The organism is Pandoraea captiosa (genome assembly GCF_902459775.1).
In the GTDB taxonomy this organism is placed as follows: domain Bacteria; phylum Pseudomonadota; class Gammaproteobacteria; order Burkholderiales; family Burkholderiaceae; genus Pandoraea; species Pandoraea captiosa.
Genome location: NZ_CABPSQ010000009.1, coordinates 60763 through 82872, shown reverse-complemented (window position 1 = coordinate 82872; position 22110 = coordinate 60763). Strand labels below are relative to the sequence as shown.

Genomic DNA, 22110 nt, shown 5'->3' with positions numbered 1-22110 from the left:
TGTCCACCGCCGATATTGGGTCAATAACTGTAGAATTCGGGCCATGCGAAATACGTTGATCGATCCCTACGAACACTTACCCCGCAGCGTCGTCATCACGTCGAACGATTACCCGGCGGGGCTGACCTTTCCCGGGCACACGCACGCGCGCGGACAGTTTGCGTTCGCTTCGCGCGGCATGATCACCGTGTCGACGCCGCAGGGTCGTTGGTTCGTGCCGCCGCAGCGGGCGTGTTGGGTGCCCGCTGGCATGTCGCACGAAATGACGATGAGCGGACAGGTGACGATGCTCAATACCTTCGTCGCGCCCGAGGCCGCGGAGGCGGTCGGGTTGCCGGATCGGTGTTGCGTGTTCGGGGTGTCGGCGTTGCTCGTGCAGTTGCTCAACGACGCCGTCGATCTTCCCGCGATGTACGACGAGCACGCGCGTGAAGGCAAGCTGATGGCGCTGTTGCTGGCAGAAATTGCGTCGATGCCGACGTTGTCGCTGCATGCGCCGCTACCGGACGACGGCGTGCTTGCGCGGGTGTGTCGCGAGGTGTTTTCGTCGCCGTCGATGACGATGGATCTCGACGCGGTGGCGGCACTGGCATCGATGAGCCGAAGGACTTTTACGCGGCGCTTTCGCGAGGCGACGGGTGTGAGCTTTGCGCAGTGGCGTCAGCAGGTGTGTTTGCTCGCGGCGCTCGAACGGTTGAGCGATGGACAGGCCGTGACGCGCGTTGCACTCGATCTCGGCTACGGCAGCCCCAGTGCGTTTACGGCGGCGTTTCGTCGCGTGTTGGGAGAGGTGCCGAGTCGATACCTCCGGCAAGCGTAACGCGTACGGTTGGCGTGTGGGCCGTCGAGACGTCGATGGCAACGAAAGAGGGGGCGCAAGCGATGCGCCCCCCTCAACGTCTGCCGTTCAACGTTCAACGTTCAGCGTTCAACGTTCGCCGTGAGCGGCTGGCCGGTTATGCAACGCTCGGCTGCACCAGCCCATCTTCACGGAACATGTGCTTGATACCGCGCACGGCTTGTCGGATGCGCGACTCGTTTTCGATCAGCGCGAAACGCACGTACTCGTCGCCGTACTCGCCGAAACCGATGCCGGGCGAGACCGACACCTTGGCCTGCGCGAGCAGCTTCTTGGCGAATTCGAGCGAGCCGAGCGCGCGATAGGGTTCCGGAATGCGTGCCCAGATGTACATCGACGCCTTCGGCAGATCGACTGCCCAGCCCGCTTCCGTCAATCCCTTGTAGAGTACGTCGCGGCGGCGCTGGTATTGCGCGCGAATTTCCTCGGCGCATGTCTGATCGCCTTCCAGTGCGGCGATGGCGGCGACCTGAACCGGCGTGAACGTGCCGTAGTCGTGATAGCTCTTGATGCGCGCGAGCGCGGCGACCAGTTCCGGATTGCCGACCATGAAGCCGATGCGCCAGCCGGCCATGTTGTAGCTCTTCGACAACGTGAAAAACTCAACGCATACGTCCTGCGCGCCGGGCACCTGCATGATCGACGGCGCCTGGTAGCCGTCATACACGATGTCGGCGTAGGCCAGGTCGTGCACCACGAGAATGTCGTGCTTGCGCGCGAGATCGACGACGCGCTCGAAGAATTCGAGTTCGACGCACTGCGCCGTGGGGTTCGACGGAAAGCCGAGAATGATCATCTTCGGCTTCGGATGGCTCTCGCGGATGCCGCGTTCGAGTTCGGTGAAGAAGTCGATGCCGGGCGTCATCGGCACGGAGCGGATGTTTGCGCCCGCGATGACCGCGCCGTAGATGTGAATCGGATAGGAAGGATTCGGCACGAGCACCGTGTCGCCCTGATCCAGCGTGGCGAGCATCAGGTGAGCGAGACCTTCCTTCGAGCCGATGGTGACGATGGCTTCACGTTCGGGATCGAGTTCGACGTCGTAACGGTCCTTGTACCAGCGGGTGATGGCGCGACGCAGACGCGGAATGCCGCGCGAGGTCGAATAACCATGCGTGTCGGGGCGTTGTGCGACTTCAACGAGCTTGCTGACGATATGCGGCGGCGTGGCCCCGTCGGGATTGCCCATCGACAGGTCGATGATGTCCTCGCCGCGACGGCGTGCGGCCATCTTCAGTTCGGCGGTGATGTTGAAAACGTACGGGGGAAGACGATTGATGCGCGCAAAGCTGCGCGAGCCCTGAGAGCTGGACATGATGAACCCTGGAACGTAAGCGCCCGGAACCGTCCGAGCGACGCCGGTGTGCTGGCCACACCGTGACGGCGACTGTAGCGCGACGTCGCTCGCTTGCGCAAGCGATTTTTGCGTCACGTGCGACGCGACGACGTCGCCTCCGACTCCGCTTCGGCAAGGACGGCCTTGAGTGCCGAGATACACAGGTCGATCTCGGTGCGTTCGATGACGAGCGGCGGCGCGAGGCGCAGCACCGTCGAGCGCGTTTCCTTGGCCAGCACGCGACGGCGCAGCATTCGCATCGACAGGTCGTGGGCATCCGCACCGGCCGGATCGATCTCGATGCCGGCCCATAGCCCGCGTCCGCGCACTTCCCGAATGAGTGGCGAATGTATCGCGTGCAGGCGCGAGAGCAGATATTCGCCCATTTCCGCGCTTCGGCCCGGCAGATCTTCGTCAGCCATGACGTCGAGGGCTTCGAGCGCGACGGCCGCAGCGAGCGCATTGCCGCCGAAGGTTGAGCCATGGCTGCCGGGCTCGAACAGATCGATGATGTCGCGTCTCGCCACGAACGCCGACACGGGCAAAAGGCCGCCGCCGAGGGCTTTGCCGAGCATGATGCCGTCGGGCACGATGCCTTCGTGCTGGTAGGCGAACCATCGGCCGGTGCGCCCCAGCCCGGACTGAATTTCGTCGAGCAGCATGAGGACGTTTTGCGCCGTGCAGAGTTGTCGCAGCGCCTTGAGAAAGCCGTCGGGTGGCACGACGATGCCGCCTTCGCCCTGAATCGTCTCGAAGAGCACGGCGCAGGTGTTGGGCGTGATGGCGGCGCGCACAGCCTCGATGTCGCCGAAGGGCACACGCACGAAACCGGGGGCGAACGGGCCGAAGTCGGCGCGATACGCCGGCTCGGAAGAGAAGCCGACGATGGTGGTGGTGCGTCCGTGGAAATTGCCGTCGGCGACGATGATTTCCGCCTTTTCCGCCGGAATGCGCTTGACGCTGTAACCCCAGCGTCGTGCGGCCTTGATGGCGGTCTCGACGGCTTCGGCGCCGGTGTTCATGGGAAGGGCGCCACCGAGGGTGGTGAGGTCGCAAAGGCGTTCGAGAAAAGCGCCGAGCCTGTCGGTATGGAAAGCCCGCGAGACGACGGCGAGTCGCTGGGCCTGAGCGGTGAGCGCGGCCACCAGACGCGGATGCGCATGGCCGTGGCTGACGGCGGAATAAGCGCTCATCATGTCGAGATAACGGTTGCCCTCGACGTCCCAGACCCAGACGCCCTTGGCATGCGAGAGCACAACGGGCAGGGGTGAGTAGTTGTGCGCACCAAAGCGTTGTTCGCGTTCGATCTCGTTCATGAGCGCGTTCCTCCACGTTTGGAGTCTAGATGCGAACGCGATGTCACGCAAAGGGGGACAACTCCCGAAGCCGGGCCGATGAAAATGGCATGCGCGTGCGCTATAATCGCCGATTCCTCGAATGCGACGTGAGCGTGCCTCACGGTGCCGGGGACTGTCCGGCAGCGATATCCGATCGCCGCCAGCTCTGCATGACTGCATCACCGCATCACCGCATCACGCACTGCCCATAGCTCAGTTGGATAGAGCATCGGCCTTCTAAGCCGACGGTCGGGGGTTCGAATCCCTCTGGGCAGGCCACCCACATCGCGCGCGCACCCATCAGTACCATCACGGTTATCACGACCATCATGCGCGTGCCTCGACGACCGTCGCCCCGCAGGCAAAACGGATATCATCGGTTCACGGCAACGTTCCGGTCGCCGACCTGCAATCTTCGGGAGCCCAAGCAATGATCAAGGTCAACGTGATGTACCCGTACAAGGAAGGCGCGCGCTTCGACCACGCCTACTATCGCGACCAGCATATGCCACTGGTGAAGGCCAGACTGGGCGACGCCTGTGCTTACTACACCGTGGAAAAAGGCCTGACGGGCGGTGCGCCCGGCACGTCGCCCGCCTTCGTGGCGATGTGCGCATTCTTCTGCGAGTCATTCGAAGCCTACGAGGCCGCCATACGCGAACACCGCGCAGAGATTCTGGCCGACATTGCCCGGTACACCGACATCACGCCCGTGCGCCAGGTCAGCGAGGTCGTCGTCGAACGCTCGGATCGTTGAACGTATCGGTTCGCGTTCATCTCAGGATCCATTCCCCCGAATATCCCCCATGGAACTGCGCCACCTCAGGTACTTCGTTGCCGTCGCCGAGGCCGGGAGTTTCCGGGTTGCGGCCGAGCGCATCCACATCACGCAGCCCGCGATCACCCGACAGATTCACGACCTCGAAACCGAAGTGGGCGTTGCACTCTTCGAACGCAGTTCGACGGGCGTGGCCCTGACACCGGCCGGCGAGCATATGCTCAAGGACGCCCGGGCCATGCTCGGCAAGCTCGAAGACTCGATACGCACGGCGCGCCACATCGGGGCGGGGCTTGCGGGCAGTCTCCGGATCGGCTTTGTCGAGAACGTCAGTTGGGACGGTGTCGTTCCCACGGCGTTCGCGCGCTTTCAGGCGCAGGCCCCCGATCTGCAACTGCAACTGGTGCCCGCGAATTCGCCCGAACAATTTCAACGGATCGAAGCCGATACGCTCGACGGCGGCTTCGTCTATGCGTTCGACGCCTTGCCCGCCGGACTTCGTCTGCTGCCGCTGCAACAACGGCATGCCGTACTGGCGGTGCCGAAGCAGTGGGGTTGGCACGAGCATCAACGCGTGGCCGCGAAGTCGCTGCGCGACAAGCGCTTCGTTGCCTTTCCTCGTCACACTTATCCCGCTTACTACGACTACCTCATTCGCAGTTGCCATCGCGCGGGACTCACGCTCGACATCGTCCAGGAAGTCACCACGGAAGCGGCGATCCTCTCGCTCGTGTCCGCCGGCATTGGCGCGGCCATCGTCAATGCCAGCAACCGGAGTCGTCCGCCGGACAGAGTGACCTTCCTCGAATTCGCAGACCTGAAGATCGAGATTCCGTTAGGGTTTGCCTACGCCCCGGGAAATCGCAACCCGGCACTCCTGCGCTTTCTTCAGTTACTTGAAGCACTTAGTGACGAAACGCCGAAGAACCGAAATGTCGAAAAACCGAAACGCTGACGCATGACGCATGACGCATGACGCATGACGCATGACGCATGAGGCATGAGGCATGAAGCATGAAGCAGGCAAGCCGCTCATGCGGCCATCCCGCGATGCCTGACAGGCATCGCCGGTAAAAAAATCGGCATTGGCGCGTTTCTTTGCGCGTGTCCATCATGGAGTTCAGTAAAACGAACTCGACGATGGAGACGAACATGAGCTCGCAGCAATCGCGCATTACCACAAGCATCGACTTCGACCGCGACGGTTTTCAGACCGGCACGCTCAGAGTGCCGCACTCGGTCGATCGCTCGGGGTACGGTCACATCCCCATTCCGGTGGCCGTGCTCAAGCAGGGCAACGGACCGACCCTCCTGCTCACCGGCGGCAACCACGGCGACGAATACGAAGGGCCGGTGGCCTTGATGAAACTGCTTGGACGACTTCCCGACATGCAGATCAACGGACGCATCATCGTTGTGCCGGGCCTGAATTTCCCGGCGTATCTCGCCGGCAAGCGCACCAGTCCCATCGATGGGGCGAACATGAACCGGGTGTTTCCCGGCAAGCGCGACGGCACGATCACCGAAATGATTGCGCATTACGTCGACACCGAGCTGTTTCCACGCGCGGACTTCATCTTCGACATTCACTCGGGCGGCCAGTCGTTCGATCACTTGCCGACGCTGCTCGTCTATCCGCCACAGGACCCGGGCACCCGTCGTCGTTACCTCGAACTCGTCGAGGCGTTTGCCGCGCCGAACGCCATGATCATGGATCTGCTCGGCGAGGACAGAACGTATGCCGCCGCCGTGGAGCGGCGCGGCAAGCTGTTCCTGTGTGGCGAATTCGGCGGCTTCGGCACGTGCAATCCGAAGAACCTGCCCATCGTCGAAGGCGGTCTGGACCGGTTGCTTCAGGCGTTGGGCATCACGTCGGCGACGTCGCTCGACTTGCCGGGCGCGACCACCCGCTACTTGCAGGTGAACGGAGAACAACATTACGTGTTCACGTCGGTCGGCGGTGTCTTCGAACCGGCCGTGTCGCTGGGCGCCGAGGTCCGTCAGGGCGATGTCGCCGCACGTGTCTTCAATCCGCATGCACCGTGGGCCGCTCCGCACGAACTGCGCTTCGCAGGCAGCGGGCGCGTCGTGTGTCTGCGCTCCTTCGCCGGTGTCGAACCGGGCGACTGTATCGCGGTGCTGGCAGCATCTGCGGACGTGCGCTGAGACAGGAGCGAACCGTGTCCATGACCACGTCGTTGATCGACGATTCGAATCAGGACGGCCTGTATCGCAAGATATCGCTGCGCCTGTTGCCATTTCTCACCCTGTGCTACATGTTCGCCTTTCTCGACCGTATCAATGTCGGATTCGCGAAATTGCAGATGCAGTCCAGCCTGGGCCTGTCCGATGCAGCCTACGGTTTCGGCGCAGGCATCTTCTTCATCGGCTATGTGCTGTTTGAAATTCCGAGCAATCTGCTGCTGCCCAGGATCGGCGCGCGCCGCACCATGGCGCGCATCATGGTGTTGTGGGGCCTGACGTCGGCGGCCATGATGTTCGTTCGCGACCCCATCAGCTTCTATGTCCTGCGATTTCTGCTAGGCATGTTCGAAGCGGGTTTCGCGCCCGGCATGATTCTTTACCTCACGTACTGGTATCCCGGTGAGCGCATGGGAAAGACGATGGCGATCGTGATGGCGGCCGGACCGATCGGGGGACTGATCGGCGGTCCGGTATCCACGATTGCCATGACGATGTTCGAGGGCGTCCACGGCCTTGCCGGGTGGCAATGGATGTTCGTCGTGGAAGGGTTGCCGTGCGTGTTGCTCGGTGTCGTCGCGTGGTTCTGGCTCACCGACAAGCCGGAGGATGCGAACTGGCTGAGCGCCGAGGAAAAGGCCATCCTTCCCTCGACGACACCGGGCGTGGCCGGTCATGGCAAGACGTTTCGCGGTCTGCTTCGCGCTATCGCCGACCCGCGTGTGTTGGGATTGGCCGTGAGCAATTTCTGCGTGATTTGCGGTATTTACGCCGTCAGCTTCTGGTTGCCGTCGATCCTCAAGGCCGCAGGGCTGAGCGACACGCGCGCCATCGGCTGGTGGTCGTCGTTGCCCTACATTGCGGCGCTCGTGGCGATGTATGCGTTGTCGCTGAGTTCGGACCTGCGCGGCGAGCGCCGACGCCACTTTGCGCTCACCAGCCTGGTCGGCGCGATCGCGCTGCTGGCAGCGAACCGCTACGCTTCGTGGTTCGCGATGGCGTTGCCCGCCATCACGGTGGCCACGGCATCGATGTGGGCCGCCTACACCGTGCTTTGGGCCATCCCCGGAGAGTACATGGCTGCGGACGTGGCGCCCGGCGGCATTGCGTTGGTGAATGTGCTGGGCGTGCTGGGCGGGTTCCTCAGTCCGGTGTTGATCGGATGGATCACCTCGACGACCGGGCGGCTCGAATCGGGACTGTTGCCGATGGTCGGCCTGATGGTGCTCGGTGCGTGTGTGATGTTGCTCAATCGCTTTCCCAAGCTTCCCAGGAGACTCAGAACATGAAGAACGTCAGCCTGACCTTTCGCGTTGGCGATGCCACCGTGACTCGTGTTGACGAGACGGCGTTCGCGCTCGCACCCGACGTGCTGTTTCCCGAGTGGAACGCGTCGGCCGGGCATGCCTTGCAGGCCGCTCTGTCGTCGGCGAGTCTGGACCTCGATAACGCGCGCGTGGCACTGCGCACGCACCTGTGGGTCGTCGAAGTGAGCGGCCTGACGATTGTCGTCGACACGGCCATCGGCAACGGAAAAGTCAGGCCGTTCAGCCAACTTTTCGACCGGCTGGACAATCCCGTTGCGCAACGATTCGAAGCGGCGGGGTTTCGGCGCGAGCAGGTCGATTACGTACTGCTCACGCATCTGCACGTCGATCACGTCGGGTGGAACACCTACTGGCACGAGGGGCGCTGGATGCCGTTTTTTCCCAACGCGACCTATGTGTTCACGCAGCGTGAGCACGACTTTTTCGCCACGCCGGCGGGCGAGGCGCGTCGCATGGTGTTCGACGACAGCGTTGCCCCGCTCGTCGAAGCGCAGCGCGCGAAAATGCTGTCCGACGCCGATGCCATCGACACAGGCTGGCCGTTGGTCGACGGAATTCGATTCTTGCCGACGCCGGGGCACAGCGCAGGGCACGCGGCCATTGAGATCACTTCCCAAGGACAGACGGCGCTGTTTTCGGGCGACGTCATGCACAGTCCGGTGCAGGTATATCGCCCCGAGTGGAGTTCGACGTTTTGTCTCGACCCGCATCAGGCACGGGCGTCGCGACAATGGCTGCTCGATTACGCGGTGACGACCGGCGCGACCGTCTTTCCGGCGCATTTCCCGCAGACCTCGGCAGGCAAAGTGCGACGCACGGCGAATGGGTTGGCGTGGCAATACGTCGAGGGTGAGCGCGCGTCCTTGTAGCACCTGCCTCGCTGCGGCAAAATGCGGATTCCTTCGGACGCTCTTCTCCGGCTTTGTCGCCCCATGACCGATTCCGCACAGCTCTTCGAACGTCACCGCGCCCGCCTGTATGCGATCGCGTATCGCATGCTGGGCGCTGTCGCCGAAGCCGAAGACGTGGTGCAAGACGCATGGCTGCGCTGGCACGGCACCGATCAGCGCGCGGTGGAAAATCCCGAAGCGTGGCTGGTCACGGCGACCACTCGCTTGTCCATCGATCGTCTGCGCGCGGCAAAAACGGAGCGCGAAGCCTATACCGGTGTGTGGCTGCCCGAGCCGATGCTCAGCGCTGAACCGGCGAGCCCGGAGCAACTCCACGAGCTTGCCGACGACGTCTCCGTGGCGTTCCTCTACACGCTGGAGCGACTCTCGCCGGATGCCCGCGCGGCGTTCCTGATGCGCGATGTCTTCGATGCCGACTACGACGACATTGCGCAGACGCTGGAGAAGACCCCGGCGGCCGTGCGCCAACTGGTGACGCGCGCCAGGCAGCAGTTGCGCGAAGGCACGCCGCGCCATACCGTGCCGCGCGCCACGCTGCATCGCCTGGTGACGACCTTCGCCGACGCAATGCAGCGCAGCGATTTCCATGGACTGCATGCCTTGCTGAGCGATCAGGCCGAACTCATCGGCGATGGTGGCGGCAAGATCCCGAGCTTCCGCAGTCTCGTGGGCGGCAGGCGCCTTGCGCAACTGTTCTTCGCCGGGAAACGACGGTATGGCGACGCGATGCGCATCGAGGTGGTGCAGGTCAACGGGCAATGGGCGCTGGTGCGCTACATCGACGGTCGGCTGGAATCCGTTCAGTCCTACGAGACGGACGGCGAACGCCTGACGCGGGTTCTCGTGCAACGCAATCCGGACAAGCTCGCGCGAATCGCTGCCGCCATGGCGCAACGCTGACGGCCATCCTTCGGGGGGCGACAACGTATTTCGCCCACAGCGGGCGTTTCACTGATGAGACGCTCGCTTTTTTTTGCGTTCGATGTCACAGAACGCACTCGCGGGCCGTCTTACGGGTAAGGTCAACCAACCGGGGGCTTTGCCATCATGTCGATTTCCCTTCCAGAGCTTTCACCGCTTCCACAGCTTTCGGCGCTCGCGCCGGCATTGCGCAGCGCGTCCGTCACGTCGTGCGCGTCCTCTGAGGCGCCCGCATCGGCGACGCGTTGTCCCGATTCGCTTGCCGACAGCTTTGCAACAAGCTACGCGGGCGTCGTCGCCTTTCTGGCCGTGGCCGCCGAAGGCAACTTTGCCAAGGCCGGCGACCGGTTGGGCATCGGGCGTTCGGCGATCAGCCGCAGCGTACAAAAGCTCGAAGCGCAGTTGGGTGTGCGTCTGTTCGTGCGCACAACGCGCAGCACGGCGCTCACGGTCGAGGGGCAGCGCTTTTACGACCAGTGCCATCCGGGCGTCGAGCGCATCGTGCGTGCGCTGGACGACATGCGTGAATTGCGCGAGGGTCCGCCCTCGGGGCCGTTGCGCGTGAGCTCGATGGTCAGCTTTGGACGGCAGGTCGTCGCGCCCCTGCTGGCCGGATTTCGCGAATCCCATCCGCACATCTCGATAGAACTGCGGCTTGACGACAGCCCCGTCGACCTTGTCAACGAGCGCGTGGACATCGCGTTTCGCAATGGTCGCATGGAGGACAGCCAGGTGATCGCGCGCAAACTGATTCCGATGCAGCGAGTGTTGTGTGCGTCGCCTGCCTATGTCGCGAGATATGGGTTGCCGCAAAGCATCGATGCGCTTGCCGAGCACCGCTGTGTGAATCTGCGGCTCGCATCGGGGCGACTGCACGAATGGGTATTCCGGTCGGAGGGGGAATGGCGCAAGGTCGTGCCCAACGCCATGCTGACCTTCAACGACGCCGATCTGGTGCTGCAATCGGTGCTCGACGGCCATGGCATTGCACAACTGGCCGATTATCAGGTGGTCCGGCATCTGCGCGCCGGTGCGCTGGTCGCCTGCCTGCCGCAGGTAGCTCCCGACGATTACGGCCACTACCTGTGTTTCCAGAGCCGTCGGCATTTGCCCGCCCGGATGCGCGCTTTCATCGACTACATGACCGCGCACATCCGCGCGTTGGACCTGCCTGGTGCAATCAGTTGAGATTGGCCTTGTCCAGACCGTATGCCTTGTCCGCCGAGCCGGGCTCGGTACGGAACCCGACGTTCAGGCGATTCCACCCGTTGATCGTCATGATCGCGAAGCTCAGATCCGTGATTTCCTTTTCCGACAGTTCGGCGCGAACGGACGCGTAAATGTCGTCCGGCACGCCGTGCGGGGGCAGGGTGGTCAGCGCTTCGGTCCACGCGAGGCAGGCGCGCTCACGTGGCGAGAAGAGCGGCGATTCCCGCCAGATCGCTACGTGATGCAAGCGCAGTTCGCGCTCGCCGCCAATCTTTGCCTGCTTCACGTGCATATCCAGGCAGAAGCCGCAGCCGTTGATTTGCGAGGCGCGAATCTCGATCAGGTGGAGAATGGACGATTCGATGGTGCCGGACTTCAGCAACATGCCGATTTCGACGAACTTCTTGAAAAGTTCGGGCGACTGCGCGAACGGGTTCAGACGTTGACTCATGGTGCCTTCCTCGATGATGGGCGCCCCGATCCGTCGGAGCGACGCAATGGAACGATGTCCCAATCGTAGTCGCGAAGCCGCGCGCGCAGAAGGCATTTCGGCGGGCACACCATGTTGCCGGGAGGGCAACAATGTCACCAGCTCGATGACGTCCGCATCGATGATGCCCGCTCGTGCCCGCTAATGCCTCACGCCTTCGGCCAACCGTTCTCGAACACGTAATCCTCGACAGCGGCGCGCTCGGCCCAGCCTTCCAGCGCCAGCATGGGCGCGTCATAGAATTCGGCGACGTGTCCGAGACAGAGAATGGCCACCGGCCGGGCGCCGTCGGGCATTTGCAGCAGGCGGGCGACGTCGTCCGGATCGAAAAGCGAAACCCAGCCCATGCCGAGGCCTTCGGCGCGGGCGGCGAGCCACAGGTTCTGGATGGCGCACGACACCGAGGCCAGATCCATCTCCGGCATCGTCCTGCGTCCGAAGATGTGACGCTCGCGGCCGTCCATCAGCGCCATGACCAGGATTTCGGCGCATTGCTGCATGCCCTCGACCTTGAGCTTCATGAACGCGTCGCGGCGCGCACCCAGTGCGTCAGCCGTTTTCAGACGCTCGCGTTCCACCGCGTCGTGCAAGCGCTCGCGAAGCGCAGGCGAGGTGATGCGAACGATGCGCCACGGTTGCATGAAGCCCACGCTCGGGGCGTGATGGGCCGCGTCGAGCAGTCGCGCCAGAATGTCGGGATCGACCGGTGTCGGCACGAAATGACGCATGTCGCGCCGCTCATGGATCGCGCGGTACACGGCGGCGCGCTCGGATTCGCTAAAAGGCTGTGCCATGAAAGAGTGCGGCCGTGAGCGCCGGGTTCGACGGCCAGTAGCCATGCAGATAGGACGCAACGATCGCCCCTTCGCGAAACACCGGCTCGCCCGGCGTGTCGCTGCCCGGGCGCACCGCGTGACAGACGGGCGTCATCGGGCTCGTCATGGTCGTGTAGTGGAACGTATGGCCGCGCAGCGGGCCGTGCGGGGTTTCGACCGCCTGCATGCCAAGACCTGCCAGACGTTTTTGCAGTGTGGCGTGTCCGGGCAGAACGCCCAGCATGGGCGTCGAGACGCCCGAAGCATCCGTGAGTCTCTCCAGCAGATACAGCATGCCGCCACATTCGGCGACGATGGGCTTGCCTGAGGACGCGTGTGCACGAAGGCTGTTTGCGCTGACCGTGTTCGCCGCCAGCGTTGCGGCGTGCAGTTCGGGATATCCGCCCGGTAGAAACACGGCGTCGCATGCCGGCGGCAACGCATCGTTGGCCAAAGGCGAAAAAAAGGTCACATGCGCGCCGAGCGACGTCAGCAGACGGATGTTCTCGGGGTAAAGGAACGAGAAGGCCGCATCGCGCGCCACCGCAATCCGGTTGCCTTCGAGCCATCTCGGATATTCGACTGACGGCGGGGCATCGAACGTGAGCGCCGGCGGCAAGTCGGCCAGTGCGGTGCCTGCGAGCGCCTGGGCCGTGGCGGCGATGCGCTCGTCGAGCCGGTCGATTTCATCTGCCTGATGCAAGCCGAGGTGTCGGGCCGGGAGCGCCATGTCCTCGGACGTTCCCAGATGCCCCAGCCACCGGAGATCCGACGGCATTCCGTCTCGCAACAATTGCGCATGGCGCGACGAGCCAACGTGATTGGCGAGCACGCCGTACATGGGGAGCCCCGCGCGATAGTGGGCGAGACCCGACGCGATTGCGCCGAACGTTTGCGCCATCGACTTCGCCGAAATGACGGTGACGACAGGCACGCCGAACGTCATCGCGAGGTCCGCACTGCTCGGCGTGCCGTCGAACAATCCCATCACGCCTTCGATGAGGATCAGATCGGCGCTCCGGGCGGCTTGCGCCAGCAGACGTCGGCACTGCGCCTCGCCGACCATCCACAGGTCGAGCGTTTGCACCGGCGCACCGCTCGCCCGTTCGAGAATTTGCGGATCGAGAAAATCGGGGCCGGTCTTGAACACGCGGACCGTGCGCCCCCGCTCGCGGTGCAGCCGCGCCAGACCAGCGGTGACCGTGGTCTTGCCCTGACCCGACGCCGGGCCGCTGATGAAGAGCGCGGGGCACGCCATGATCAGAACTCGACGCCCTGCTGGGCCTTCACGCCCTGTTCGCGATACGGGTGCTTCACCAGACGCATCTCGGTGACGAGGTCGGCGGCTTCGATCAGTTCGTCCGGGGCATGACGGCCTGTGACCACCACGTGTTGCATTTCGCCTCGCGCGCGCAGAACGCCCAGCACTTCGTCGAGCGGCAAGTACTCGTACTTCAGCACGGTGTTGAGCTCGTCGAGGATCACCATGCGGTAGTTGCCGCTCTCGATCATGTCGACGGCCGTCTGCCAGCCTTTGCGCGCCGTGGCAATGTCGGCGTCGCGGTTCTGCGTATTCCAGGTGTAGCCGTCGCCCATGGTGACGAAGTCGCATTGCGGATGGCTGCCGAGAAAGTCGCGCTCGGATGTGTGCAGTGCGCCCTTGATGAACTGCACCACGCCGAGGCGCTGGTCGTGCCCCAGCATGCGCACCGCCATGCCGAACGCGGCCGTGCTCTTGCCCTTGCCGTTACCGGTGTGCACGATCAGCAGGCCCTTTTCCGTCGTGGCGGCGGCCTGCTTCTTTTCATGCCCTTCGCGGCGTCGCTGGGTCATGCGCAGATGGGATTCGGTATCGGTCTTCATCGTGTCGTTACTCCGTGGGCGCCTTGGTGGCGATGGCGACGGTGATGCCGTCGCTGGCATATTTGCCTGCGAGCAGCGTGCTGCCGGGCGCGGCCAACAGCGCGCACGGCTCGCATACGGCATGCACGCCGGTGTGTTCGTGAACGGTGTCCGAGCGTGGCAGCAGAGGGTGCTCGTCCAGGCAGGCTTCGATCTGTGCCGGGGTGAATCCTAGCAGCGCAATGCCGTGGCGCTCGCAGAACGCGGTGAGCGACGTGTCGTCGGCTTTCCGGTCGAGCGTGCCGACGACGACGACTTCGTCGAGCGAGCGCGGCCCCAATGCCGCACGCACGGCGGCGTCGATCCGCTCGGTGCTCACGCCCTGACGAAAGCCGATGCCGAGACTCAGCGGGCGCTCGGCGGCGTGCACGGCCGCTGCATCGTCGGGCCGTGCCAGCGAGACAACCTCCCCGATCACGATGATCGAGGGCGAACCGATTCCGGCCGCGCGCACCGCCGCATGCAGGGTGCTCAGCGTAGCGATCACCTGACGCTGCGCGGGCAGCGTTGCCGACTCGATAGCGGCGCAGGGCGTGTGCGGCGGCATGCCGGCTTGCAGCAACTGGCGGGCAATGTCTTCGAGACGGCGAATGCCCATGTAGACGACGAGGGTCAGACGTGTGGCGGCGAGGGCCTTCCAGTCCGGCTCGTCGTCACCGGCGCCGTGGCCGGTCACGAAGATCGCGCCCTGGGCCAGTCCCCGGTGCGTGACGGGAATGCCGAGCGTCGTGGGGGCCGCAATCCCCGCCGTGATGCCGTTGATGATCTCGACGGGGATGTTCGCCGCTTGCAGGGCCAGCAACTCCTCGCCGCCGCGTCCGAAAACGAAGGGATCGCCGCCCTTGAGCCGAGCCACGCTGCGACCGGCGCGCAAATGGGTGAGCATCAGCGCAATGATCTCCCGTTGCGGGGTCGACGCATGTCCGCCGCGCTTGCCGACGTGAACGATCTTCGCTTGCGGGCCCGCCATTTGCAGGACGTCGGGATTGACGAGGTCGTCGACCAGCACGACGTCTGCGACGGCGAGCGCGCGCATCGCCTTGACGGTGATGAGTTCGGCATCGCCCGGTCCCGCCCCGATCAGCCAGGCACGGCTCATTGCCGACCTCGCAGGCACTGACGCGACGTCATGCACGACAGCCATGCCAGCGATGTCGGCGATGTCCGAAATGTCGACGCGACATCTGGCAGGTGACGGGGACGCGCCGCCGTAAGCGGGCCAGGACGATGACTCATAAGGCGGGACGACGGGGGGAGTGCATGCGGGGTCACGGCAGCCCATTGCCGGGGCGGTTGCGTGAGCGATGCACGGCAACGTCTCATAGGGGATGAAAAAATTTGGTGGCGAGCATACCACAGGCGTTTGGCCGCTCGCTGCCTTGACGGGGCGGTGTCCGCCACCTACACTCGCGGCTAATCTGGTGCTCGCGCGCACGTTCCTGTGCGCGCAGTTAAACGGGAAACAGGAGAGCGGCGCGACCACGCATCGGTCGTGCGACGCGGCGCTCCAGCCTGTGCTGCCCCCGCAACGGTAAAACGAAGGTGTCGCAGTCATGCGGCACCAGGCCGTCTTCAACCCCGCACATGTTTCATGTGGCATGTGTTTCACGGGGCGAGACCACTGCGCGATAGCCTTCGATGGCGGCGTGGGAAGGTGAAGCGGCCATTTCGTCAGCCCGGATACCGGCCGGAGAAGACGATTGGCACTGCGGGTAGGCGGTGTGCAGTCAAACCCTCAGCTTTGCCACGTTTCCTCCGTTTTCCCGATGCAGCCGCCACCGGTGGCGCCGCCATGCCCTGCCGGGCGGGCAGCACGCCATACCAGCAGGCATGGGAAGCGGCCGAAGCGTGCCACTACGCTTTGCATTTCCATGTCGACTTCCATGCGCAAGATCCCCGTGACCGTGATCACGGGCTTTCTCGGCAGCGGTAAAACCACGCTGCTGCGTCACATCCTGTCCAACAACATCGGCTTGCGCGTTGCCGTCATCGTCAACGAGTTCGGCGAGCTGGGCATCGACGGCGAGATCCTCAAGGGTTGCGGCATCGGCTGCGACGAGAACGGCCAGGAAACCGAAGGCCAGTTGTACGAACTGGCCAACGGCTGCCTGTGCTGCACCGTGCAGGAGGAGTTCTTCCCCGTGATGGAAGCGCTCAACGAGCGACGCGATCAGATCGATCACGTGCTCATCGAGACCTCCGGGCTGGCGTTGCCCAAGCCGCTGGTGCAGGCCTTCAACTGGCCCTCGATCCGCAATGGCTTCACGGTCGATGCGGTTATCACGGTCGTGGACGGGCCCGCCACCGCCAGCGGGCAATTTGCCGAAAACCCGGACGCCGTCGACGAGCAACGCAAGGCCGACCCGAATCTCGATCACGAATCGCCGCTGCACGAACTCTTCGAAGACCAGTTGAGCGCAGCCGATCTGGTCATCGTCAACAAGACCGATCTGCTCGATGCGGCAGCGCAGGCCAGTGTGACGGCGCTGATTCGCGAGGAACTGCCCGCCCACGTGAAGATCGTGCCCGCGAGCAACGGCAATCTCGACCTGAGCGTGTTGCTCGGGCTGGAATCGGCATCCGAAGCGACCATCGATCAGCGCCACGACCACCATGGCTCGGGGCACGACGCCGACCACCATCACGACGAGTTCGACTCGGTCATGGTGTCGGTGCCGCAGACCGGAGCGGGCGCGCCGTTGACCCGCGACAAGGTCATCGCCGCATTGAGCCAGCTTGTCGAAAATCACACGATTTATCGCGCCAAAGGCTTCGCGGCCTTGCCCGGTGCGCCCATGCGTCTGGTCGTGCAGGGGGTGGGCAAGCGCTTCGACAGCTACTTCGATCGTCACTGGCGCGATGGCGAAGCACGTGGCAGTCGCTTTGTGCTGATCGGTGAAGATCTCGATGCCGACGCCCTCCAGCGCGAGTTCGATGTGGCGCTTGGCGTCATGTCGCCGGCCGTAGTGATCTCAGCCGCCTTAGCGGTCCCAACGGCCCCAGCGGTCTGAAGCGCCCGGCCCAAACAGGAAGACGCTTCGCATGCATCTGCTCCGCACGGTCCCCGGTGGCTTTGTCGACGACGCGGCCGGTGTGATCCGCATCGACCAGCAGCCTGCCGACATCGTCGTGCTCAGCTCGGCCGACACGACCCTGTCGTTGCTGGCGAGCGTGGTGGCGCGGCTCGGTGACGACTTCCCGAGTCTGCGGCTGGCCAATGTCACGTATCTGCGGCAACCGGCATCCGTCGACTTTTATATCGAGGACGTCTTGCAGCATGCGCGCGTCGTCGTGGTCGATCATTTGGGCGGGGAGGCTTACTGGCCGTACGGGATCGAGCAGATCGTGGCGCTGGCGCAGCGCCGCGCCCAGATGCTCGTGATGTTCTCGGGCGACTTGCAGGAGGATCCGAACCTCACGGCGCTCAGCACCGCCAGCCCCGAGTTCTGCACGCGTCTGTGGCGCTATCTGCGCCAGGGCGGCCCGGCCAACGCCGAGGCGTTCCTGCGGGCCATTGCGTGGCAGGCGCTCGGTTGGGGGGACGATCCACCGCTGCCCGTGGCCGTGCGCAATGCCGCGCTTTACCATCCGCGCAGCCATCAACCGACGGTTGCCGACTGGCAGGCGAGCTGGCATGCGGGGGCGCCCGTCGTCGCGATACTTTTTTATCGTGCTCACCTGCAAGCGGCTAACACGGTAGTGTTCGACGCCCTGATCGACGCGCTCATGGCGCGCGGGCTGAACCCGCTGCCGATTGCCGTCACATCGCTCAAGGACGCGCTCAGCCGCGACGTTGTAAGCCAGCTCTGCGACGAGCACGACGTCTCGCTCGTGCTCAACACGACGGCGTTCTCGACGTCGACGCCGGAGGACCCGCGCCAGTCGCAGGTGTTCGGCCGCGATGCACCGGTGCTGCAGGTGATCCTGAGCGGCGGCAACCGCGACGATTGGGTCAAGGACAATCAGGGACTGAATTCGCGCGACATCGCCATGCATGTCGCGTTGCCCGAGGTCGATGGCCGCATCGTCACCCGGGCGATCAGTTTCAAGGGACTGGACTACCGATGTGCGCGCACCGAAGTGGACGTGGTGCGTTATCAGCCCGACCCGGAGCGCGTCGCGTTCGTTGCGGAACTGAGCCGACGCTGGTGCCTGTTGCGCACAAAGCCCAACGCGCAAAAACGCCTCGCGCTGGTGCTGGCCAATTACCCGGCGAGCGAAGGCCGTATCGGCAACGGCGTGGGGCTGGATACGCCTGCGTCGGTCGTCGAGATCCTGACGATGTTGCGCGACGAGGGCTACCGGGTCGACGAGCTGCCGCCTGACGGCGACGCCCTGATGGCGCGCCTGACGAGCGGCGTGACCAACGACGCCGAGATGCGCGCGCTGCGACCGGCCTTCCAGAGCTATGCGCTCGAGGACTATCTGGCCGCGTTCGCCACGTTGCCTGCGCAAGTGCGCGACGCGCTCAACGAGCGGTGGGGACCGGCCGATCAGGATCCGACGATACGACACGGCCGTTTCATGATCGCGGGCTGGCGCTGCGCCAACGTGTTCGTCGGCATTCAGCCGTCCCGCTCGCGCGTCGACGGCGACTACGCCAGCTATCACGACGCCGAACTGGTCCCGCCGCACGCCTATCTCGCGTTCTACTTCTGGCTGCGTCATGCGTTCGATGTCGATGCCGTCGTGCACGTGGGCAAACACGGCAGTCTCGAATGGCTGCCGGGCAAGAGCGTGGCGCTGTCCGACAGTTGCTGGCCCGATCTCACGCTCGGTCCCTTGCCGCATCTCTATCCGTTCATCGTCAACGATCCCGGCGAGGGGAGTCAGGCCAAGCGCCGGGCGCAGGCGGTCATCATCGATCACCTGATGCCACCGCTCACGCGTGCGGAATCGTATGGCCCCATGCAGGATCTGGAGCGTCAGGTCGACGAATACTACGAAGCGCTCATGGTCGACATGCGCCGCGCGAAATGGCTGCGCAGCACGATTCTCGAGACCATCGTTCGACATCGTCTGCATGAAGAACTCAGCCTCGATGCGCCAGACGGTCAGGACGCCGAGGACGAATTGCTCACGCGTGTCGACACCTGGCTGTGCGAACTGAAGGAGACGCAGATTCGCGATGGCCTGCACATCTTCGGTCGTTCGCCCGCAGGGCGCGAGCGTCGCGACACGCTGCTCGCGCTGATGCGTTTCCCGGTGCGCGCGGGGCAGGGGCGTGACGCCAGCCTGATCGACGCGCTGGCGAGAGATTTGCAGATCGACACGCACTTCGATCCCCTCAGGGCCGAATGGTCGGCACCGTGGGACGGACCGCGTCCGCCGATGCTCGCGCGCGTGAGCGACGCCCCGTGGCGTCATCAGGGCGATACGCGCGAACGACTGGAGTTGCTGGGCGCGAATTTGCTGCAAGCGCTGACAAGCGCAGATGTAGCGTCGCTCGCGGCCATGACGGCGCAACTTCCTGCCACGCGAGACGTGCTGGCGCGTGCCGGCGACGAGGTCCTGCCCGCGCTGGACGCCTGTGGCCGCGAGGAACTGCGTCATCTCAAGCGCGGTCTCGAAGGTCGGTTCGTGCCGCCGGGGCCCAGCGGTTCGCCGTCGCGCGGGCGCCCCGACGTGTTGCCGACCGGCCGAAATTTCTACTCCGTCGACACGCGCGCGATTCCCACGCAGACCGCCTGGGCGCTGGGCGTGAAATCGGCGCGCCAGTTGATCGAGCGCCACATGCAGGATCACGGCGACTATCCGCGCGCCATCGGCCTGTCGGTATGGGGTACGGCCACGATGCGCACGGGCGGCGACGACATTGCGCAAGCCTTCGCCCTGTTGGGCGTGCGCCCGAAGTGGGCGCCGGGCAGTCATCGCGTGACGGACTTCGAAATTCTGCCGCCAGGCGGTATGGAGCGCCCGCGCATCGACGTCACGCTGCGTGTGTCCGGCTTTTTCCGCGATGCGTTTCCCAATGTCATGCATCTGTTCGACGCGGCCGTGCAGGCCGTGGCCGAACTCGACGAGCCCGAGGACATCAACCCGATTCGCGCGCGGGTGATGCGCGAGCGCGACGCATGGATCGCGCGCGGGCTTGACAGCGTCGAGGCCAGGAAGCGCGCCGGCTGGCGTGTTTTCAGCTCGCAGCCGGGCACATACGGTGCAGGCTTGCAGGAGATGATCGACAACGGCCTGTGGCAGAGCGACGAAGATCTCGCGCAAGCGTATCGGCAGTCCGGTGGCTATGCTTACGCGCAGGCCGCGACCGGCGAGCGGGCGCATGGCGTGTTTGCGACGCGGCTGGCGAGCATCGACGTCGTTTTGCAGAATCAGGACAATCGCGAGCACGACATTCTCGACTCGAACGATTACTACCAGTTTCAAGGCGGCATGACAGCGGCCGTGCGGCACTTCTCGGGACAGCAGCCCGCGGTGTATCACGCCGACCATAGCCATGTGGACGCCCCACGGGTGCGCGCGCTGTCCGAGGAAATCGCGCGCGTGATTCGCGCACGCGTCGTCAATCCAAAGTGGCTCGATGGCGTGAAGCGTCACGGCTACAAGGGGGCGGCGGAAATTGCGGCGACCGTCGATTACCTCTTTGGCTACGACGCGACCGCACGCGTGATCTCGGACCATCAATACGGCATGGTGACGGACGCGTGTCTGAACGACACCGACACGCGCGAATTCATGCAACGCCACAATCCGCACGCGCTGCGCGGCGTATGCGAGCGGCTGCTCGAAGCGATCGGTCGCGGGTTGTGGCACTCGCCCGGGGCTTACCGCGACCAGATCGAAAACCATCTCCTGGCCGCCGGGCAGGAAATCGAACGGAGAGCGTCGTGAGCTCGACCACCGACATGGAATCCATTGCACTGCCCCCGCCGTTTCCACTGACGGCACTCGTCGGTCAGACCTCGTTGCGCGATGCACTGCTGCTCGTTGCGGTCGATCCGTCGATCGGTGGGGTGCTCGTGAGCGGCCCGCGCGGGACCGCGAAATCGACCGCGGCGCGCTCGCTGGCCGATCTGTTGCCCGATTGCCCGTTCGTGACGCTGCCGTTGGGCGCGAGCGAGGCACGCCTGATCGGTGCGCTCGATATCGACGAAGCCCTGCGTGGCGGCGGCGTGAAATTCTCGCCCGGGTTGCTCGCACGCGCGCATCAGGGCGTGTTGTACGTCGATGAGGTGAATCTGCTGGCCGATTCGCTCGTCGACGTGGTGCTGGACGTGGCGGCCAGCGGCGTCAACGTGGTGGAGCGCGATGGCGTATCGCACCGGCACGCGGCGCGCTTCATGCTCGTCGGCACGATGAATCCCGAGGAAGGCGAACTCCGCCCGCAGTTGCTGGACCGCTTTGGCCTCATGGTGGCGCTGGAGAATTGTTTCGATGTGCAGGTGCGTCAGCAGATCGTCAGAACGCGGCTCGCCTTCGATCTCGATCCGGTGGGTTTTCACGCGCGTCATGCACAGGCGCAGGCCGTGCAGCGCCAGCGTGTTCTCGACGCGCGTGCGGCACTGGGCGCCGTCGAGATCGATGACGACGTGCACGATGCGGTGAGCGAGTTGTGCATTGCGGCGCAGGTCGATGGTATGCGTGCCGATCTGATCATGCTGCGCGCCGCGCGGGCGCTGGCGGCGCTCGAATCGTCGCCTGCGGCGACGCGTGCTCACGTGCGGCGCGTGGCCGATCTGGTATTGCGACACCGGCGGCATGCCGCGCCGCAGGCTGCATCGTCGGAGGGATCGAGCGCAGCATCGCCTACAGCATCCACCGCAACATCGACGCACGATACCGGTCACGAGGTGCGGAGAGGGCATGCGTCCTCGTCCGGTCACGAAACGGACACCACGAGGCCTACCGGCAACGAGGCAGCCGATTGGGGCTACCTGCCGCCGGAGGCAACCGGCACAACTCGTGTGAAGGGCGTCGTCCCGCTGTCGTCAAAAAAACGCTGAGCCATCGGGAGGACGCCTCCGTCGACGTGTTCGGCGGCTCCCGATGGTTCCGCGCGCCTGGCGA

General features: G+C 64.5%; 19 protein-coding genes, 1 tRNA gene and 1 riboswitch. Of the genes, 12 read left to right on the top strand and 8 right to left on the bottom strand.

Going from position 1 to position 22110, the window contains the following annotated elements:
* The first annotated feature begins 43 nt into the window (after nt 1–43).
* Entirely contained in the window at nt 44–820 is a 777-nt protein-coding gene (locus PCA31118_RS20085) for an AraC family transcriptional regulator (RefSeq protein WP_150626836.1), read from the top strand.
* Nucleotides 821–956: 136 nt separating this feature from the next.
* On the opposite strand, the gene alaC is transcribed toward PCA31118_RS20085, so the two are convergent.
* Together alaC and rocD are read right to left on the bottom strand one after the other, a co-directional pair.
* Nucleotides 957–2174, bottom strand: a complete 1218-nt coding sequence (alaC, locus tag PCA31118_RS20080) for an alanine transaminase (RefSeq protein WP_150626835.1) — start codon at nt 2172–2174, stop codon at nt 957–959.
* A 113-nt stretch (nt 2175–2287) separates the two neighbouring features.
* Nucleotides 2288–3511, bottom strand: a complete 1224-nt coding sequence (gene rocD, locus PCA31118_RS20075; RefSeq protein ID WP_150626834.1) for an ornithine--oxo-acid transaminase — start codon at nt 3509–3511, stop codon at nt 2288–2290.
* A gap of 223 nt (nt 3512–3734) precedes the next feature.
* On the opposite strand from rocD, the gene PCA31118_RS20070 reads away from it, so the two are divergent.
* The 8 genes from PCA31118_RS20070 to PCA31118_RS20035 all read left to right on the top strand — a co-directional run bounded on the left by PCA31118_RS20070 (nt 3735) and on the right by PCA31118_RS20035 (nt 10860).
* Nucleotides 3735–3811 (top strand) — tRNA-Arg (locus PCA31118_RS20070).
* Between the two features lie 151 nt (nt 3812–3962).
* Nucleotides 3963–4289: an EthD family reductase gene (locus PCA31118_RS20065; protein WP_150626833.1), complete on the top strand. Its 327-nt coding sequence runs from the start codon at nt 3963–3965 to the stop codon at nt 4287–4289.
* 49 nt (nt 4290–4338) lie between these two features.
* Complete coding sequence (locus PCA31118_RS20060; protein ID WP_150626832.1) at nt 4339–5265, top strand: LysR family transcriptional regulator; 927 nt, start codon at nt 4339–4341, stop codon at nt 5263–5265.
* Between the two features lie 197 nt (nt 5266–5462).
* Complete coding sequence (locus PCA31118_RS20055; RefSeq protein ID WP_150626831.1) at nt 5463–6476, top strand: succinylglutamate desuccinylase/aspartoacylase family protein; 1014 nt, start codon at nt 5463–5465, stop codon at nt 6474–6476.
* Nucleotides 6477–6496: 20 nt separating this feature from the next.
* Nucleotides 6497–7801, top strand: a complete 1305-nt coding sequence (locus PCA31118_RS20050; RefSeq protein ID WP_150626830.1) for an MFS transporter — start codon at nt 6497–6499, stop codon at nt 7799–7801.
* On the top strand, nt 7798–8709 hold the full coding sequence (locus PCA31118_RS20045) for an MBL fold metallo-hydrolase (protein ID WP_150626829.1): 912 nt from the start codon (nt 7798–7800) through the stop codon (nt 8707–8709). Before PCA31118_RS20050 ends, PCA31118_RS20045 begins: the two co-directional genes overlap by 4 nt.
* Before the next feature lie 63 nt (nt 8710–8772).
* Nucleotides 8773–9651 (top strand): RNA polymerase sigma-70 factor, encoded by an 879-nt coding sequence (locus PCA31118_RS20040; RefSeq protein ID WP_150626828.1) that lies wholly within the window; start codon nt 8773–8775, stop codon nt 9649–9651.
* Between the two features lie 147 nt (nt 9652–9798).
* Nucleotides 9799–10860, top strand: coding sequence for a LysR family transcriptional regulator (locus tag PCA31118_RS20035; RefSeq protein ID WP_150626827.1), 1062 nt, complete (start codon nt 9799–9801; stop codon nt 10858–10860).
* Here PCA31118_RS20035 and PCA31118_RS20030 read toward each other — a convergent pair.
* From PCA31118_RS20030 to PCA31118_RS27085, 6 genes are all read right to left on the bottom strand, one after another.
* A complete protein-coding gene (locus tag PCA31118_RS20030) occupies nt 10853–11332 on the bottom strand; it encodes a carboxymuconolactone decarboxylase family protein (protein ID WP_150626826.1) in 480 nt (159 codons plus the stop codon). The genes PCA31118_RS20035 and PCA31118_RS20030 overlap by 8 nt on opposite strands.
* Nucleotides 11333–11520: 188 nt before the next feature.
* Nucleotides 11521–12165, bottom strand: coding sequence for a 5,6-dimethylbenzimidazole synthase (bluB, locus tag PCA31118_RS20025; protein ID WP_150626825.1), 645 nt, complete (start codon nt 12163–12165; stop codon nt 11521–11523).
* Nucleotides 12149–13447: a cobyrinic acid a,c-diamide synthase CobB gene (locus PCA31118_RS20020; RefSeq protein ID WP_174990549.1), complete on the bottom strand. Its 1299-nt coding sequence runs from the start codon at nt 13445–13447 to the stop codon at nt 12149–12151. The genes bluB and PCA31118_RS20020 overlap by 17 nt, the downstream gene beginning before the upstream one ends.
* Nucleotides 13447–14049 carry a cob(I)yrinic acid a,c-diamide adenosyltransferase gene (cobO, locus tag PCA31118_RS20015; RefSeq protein WP_150626823.1) on the bottom strand — a complete coding sequence of 201 codons (603 nt, stop codon included), beginning with the start codon at nt 14047–14049 and terminating at the stop codon, nt 13447–13449. Before cobO ends, PCA31118_RS20020 begins: the two co-directional genes overlap by 1 nt.
* A gap of 7 nt (nt 14050–14056) precedes the next feature.
* Nucleotides 14057–15187 carry a uroporphyrinogen-III C-methyltransferase gene (gene cobA, locus PCA31118_RS20010; RefSeq protein WP_150626822.1) on the bottom strand — a complete coding sequence of 377 codons (1131 nt, stop codon included), beginning with the start codon at nt 15185–15187 and terminating at the stop codon, nt 14057–14059.
* 303 nt (nt 15188–15490) lie between these two features.
* Nucleotides 15491–15794, top strand: a riboswitch (cobalamin riboswitch).
* A 29-nt stretch (nt 15795–15823) separates the two neighbouring features.
* Nucleotides 15824–15973: a hypothetical protein gene (locus PCA31118_RS27085; RefSeq protein WP_174990541.1), complete on the bottom strand. Its 150-nt coding sequence runs from the start codon at nt 15971–15973 to the stop codon at nt 15824–15826.
* On the opposite strand from PCA31118_RS27085, the gene cobW reads away from it, so the two are divergent.
* The 3 genes from cobW to PCA31118_RS19995 are packed head-to-tail and all read left to right on the top strand — an operon-like array spanning nt 15960 to nt 22046.
* Nucleotides 15960–17099, top strand: a complete 1140-nt coding sequence (gene cobW, locus PCA31118_RS20005; RefSeq protein WP_150626821.1) for a cobalamin biosynthesis protein CobW — start codon at nt 15960–15962, stop codon at nt 17097–17099. The genes PCA31118_RS27085 and cobW overlap by 14 nt on opposite strands.
* Nucleotides 17100–17130: 31 nt before the next feature.
* Nucleotides 17131–20934, top strand: coding sequence for a cobaltochelatase subunit CobN (gene cobN, locus PCA31118_RS20000; protein WP_150626820.1), 3804 nt, complete (start codon nt 17131–17133; stop codon nt 20932–20934).
* A 14-nt stretch (nt 20935–20948) separates the two neighbouring features.
* Entirely contained in the window at nt 20949–22046 is a 1098-nt protein-coding gene (locus PCA31118_RS19995; protein ID WP_150626924.1) for a magnesium chelatase ATPase subunit I, read from the top strand.
* The last annotated feature ends 64 nt before the right edge of the window (nt 22047–22110 follow it).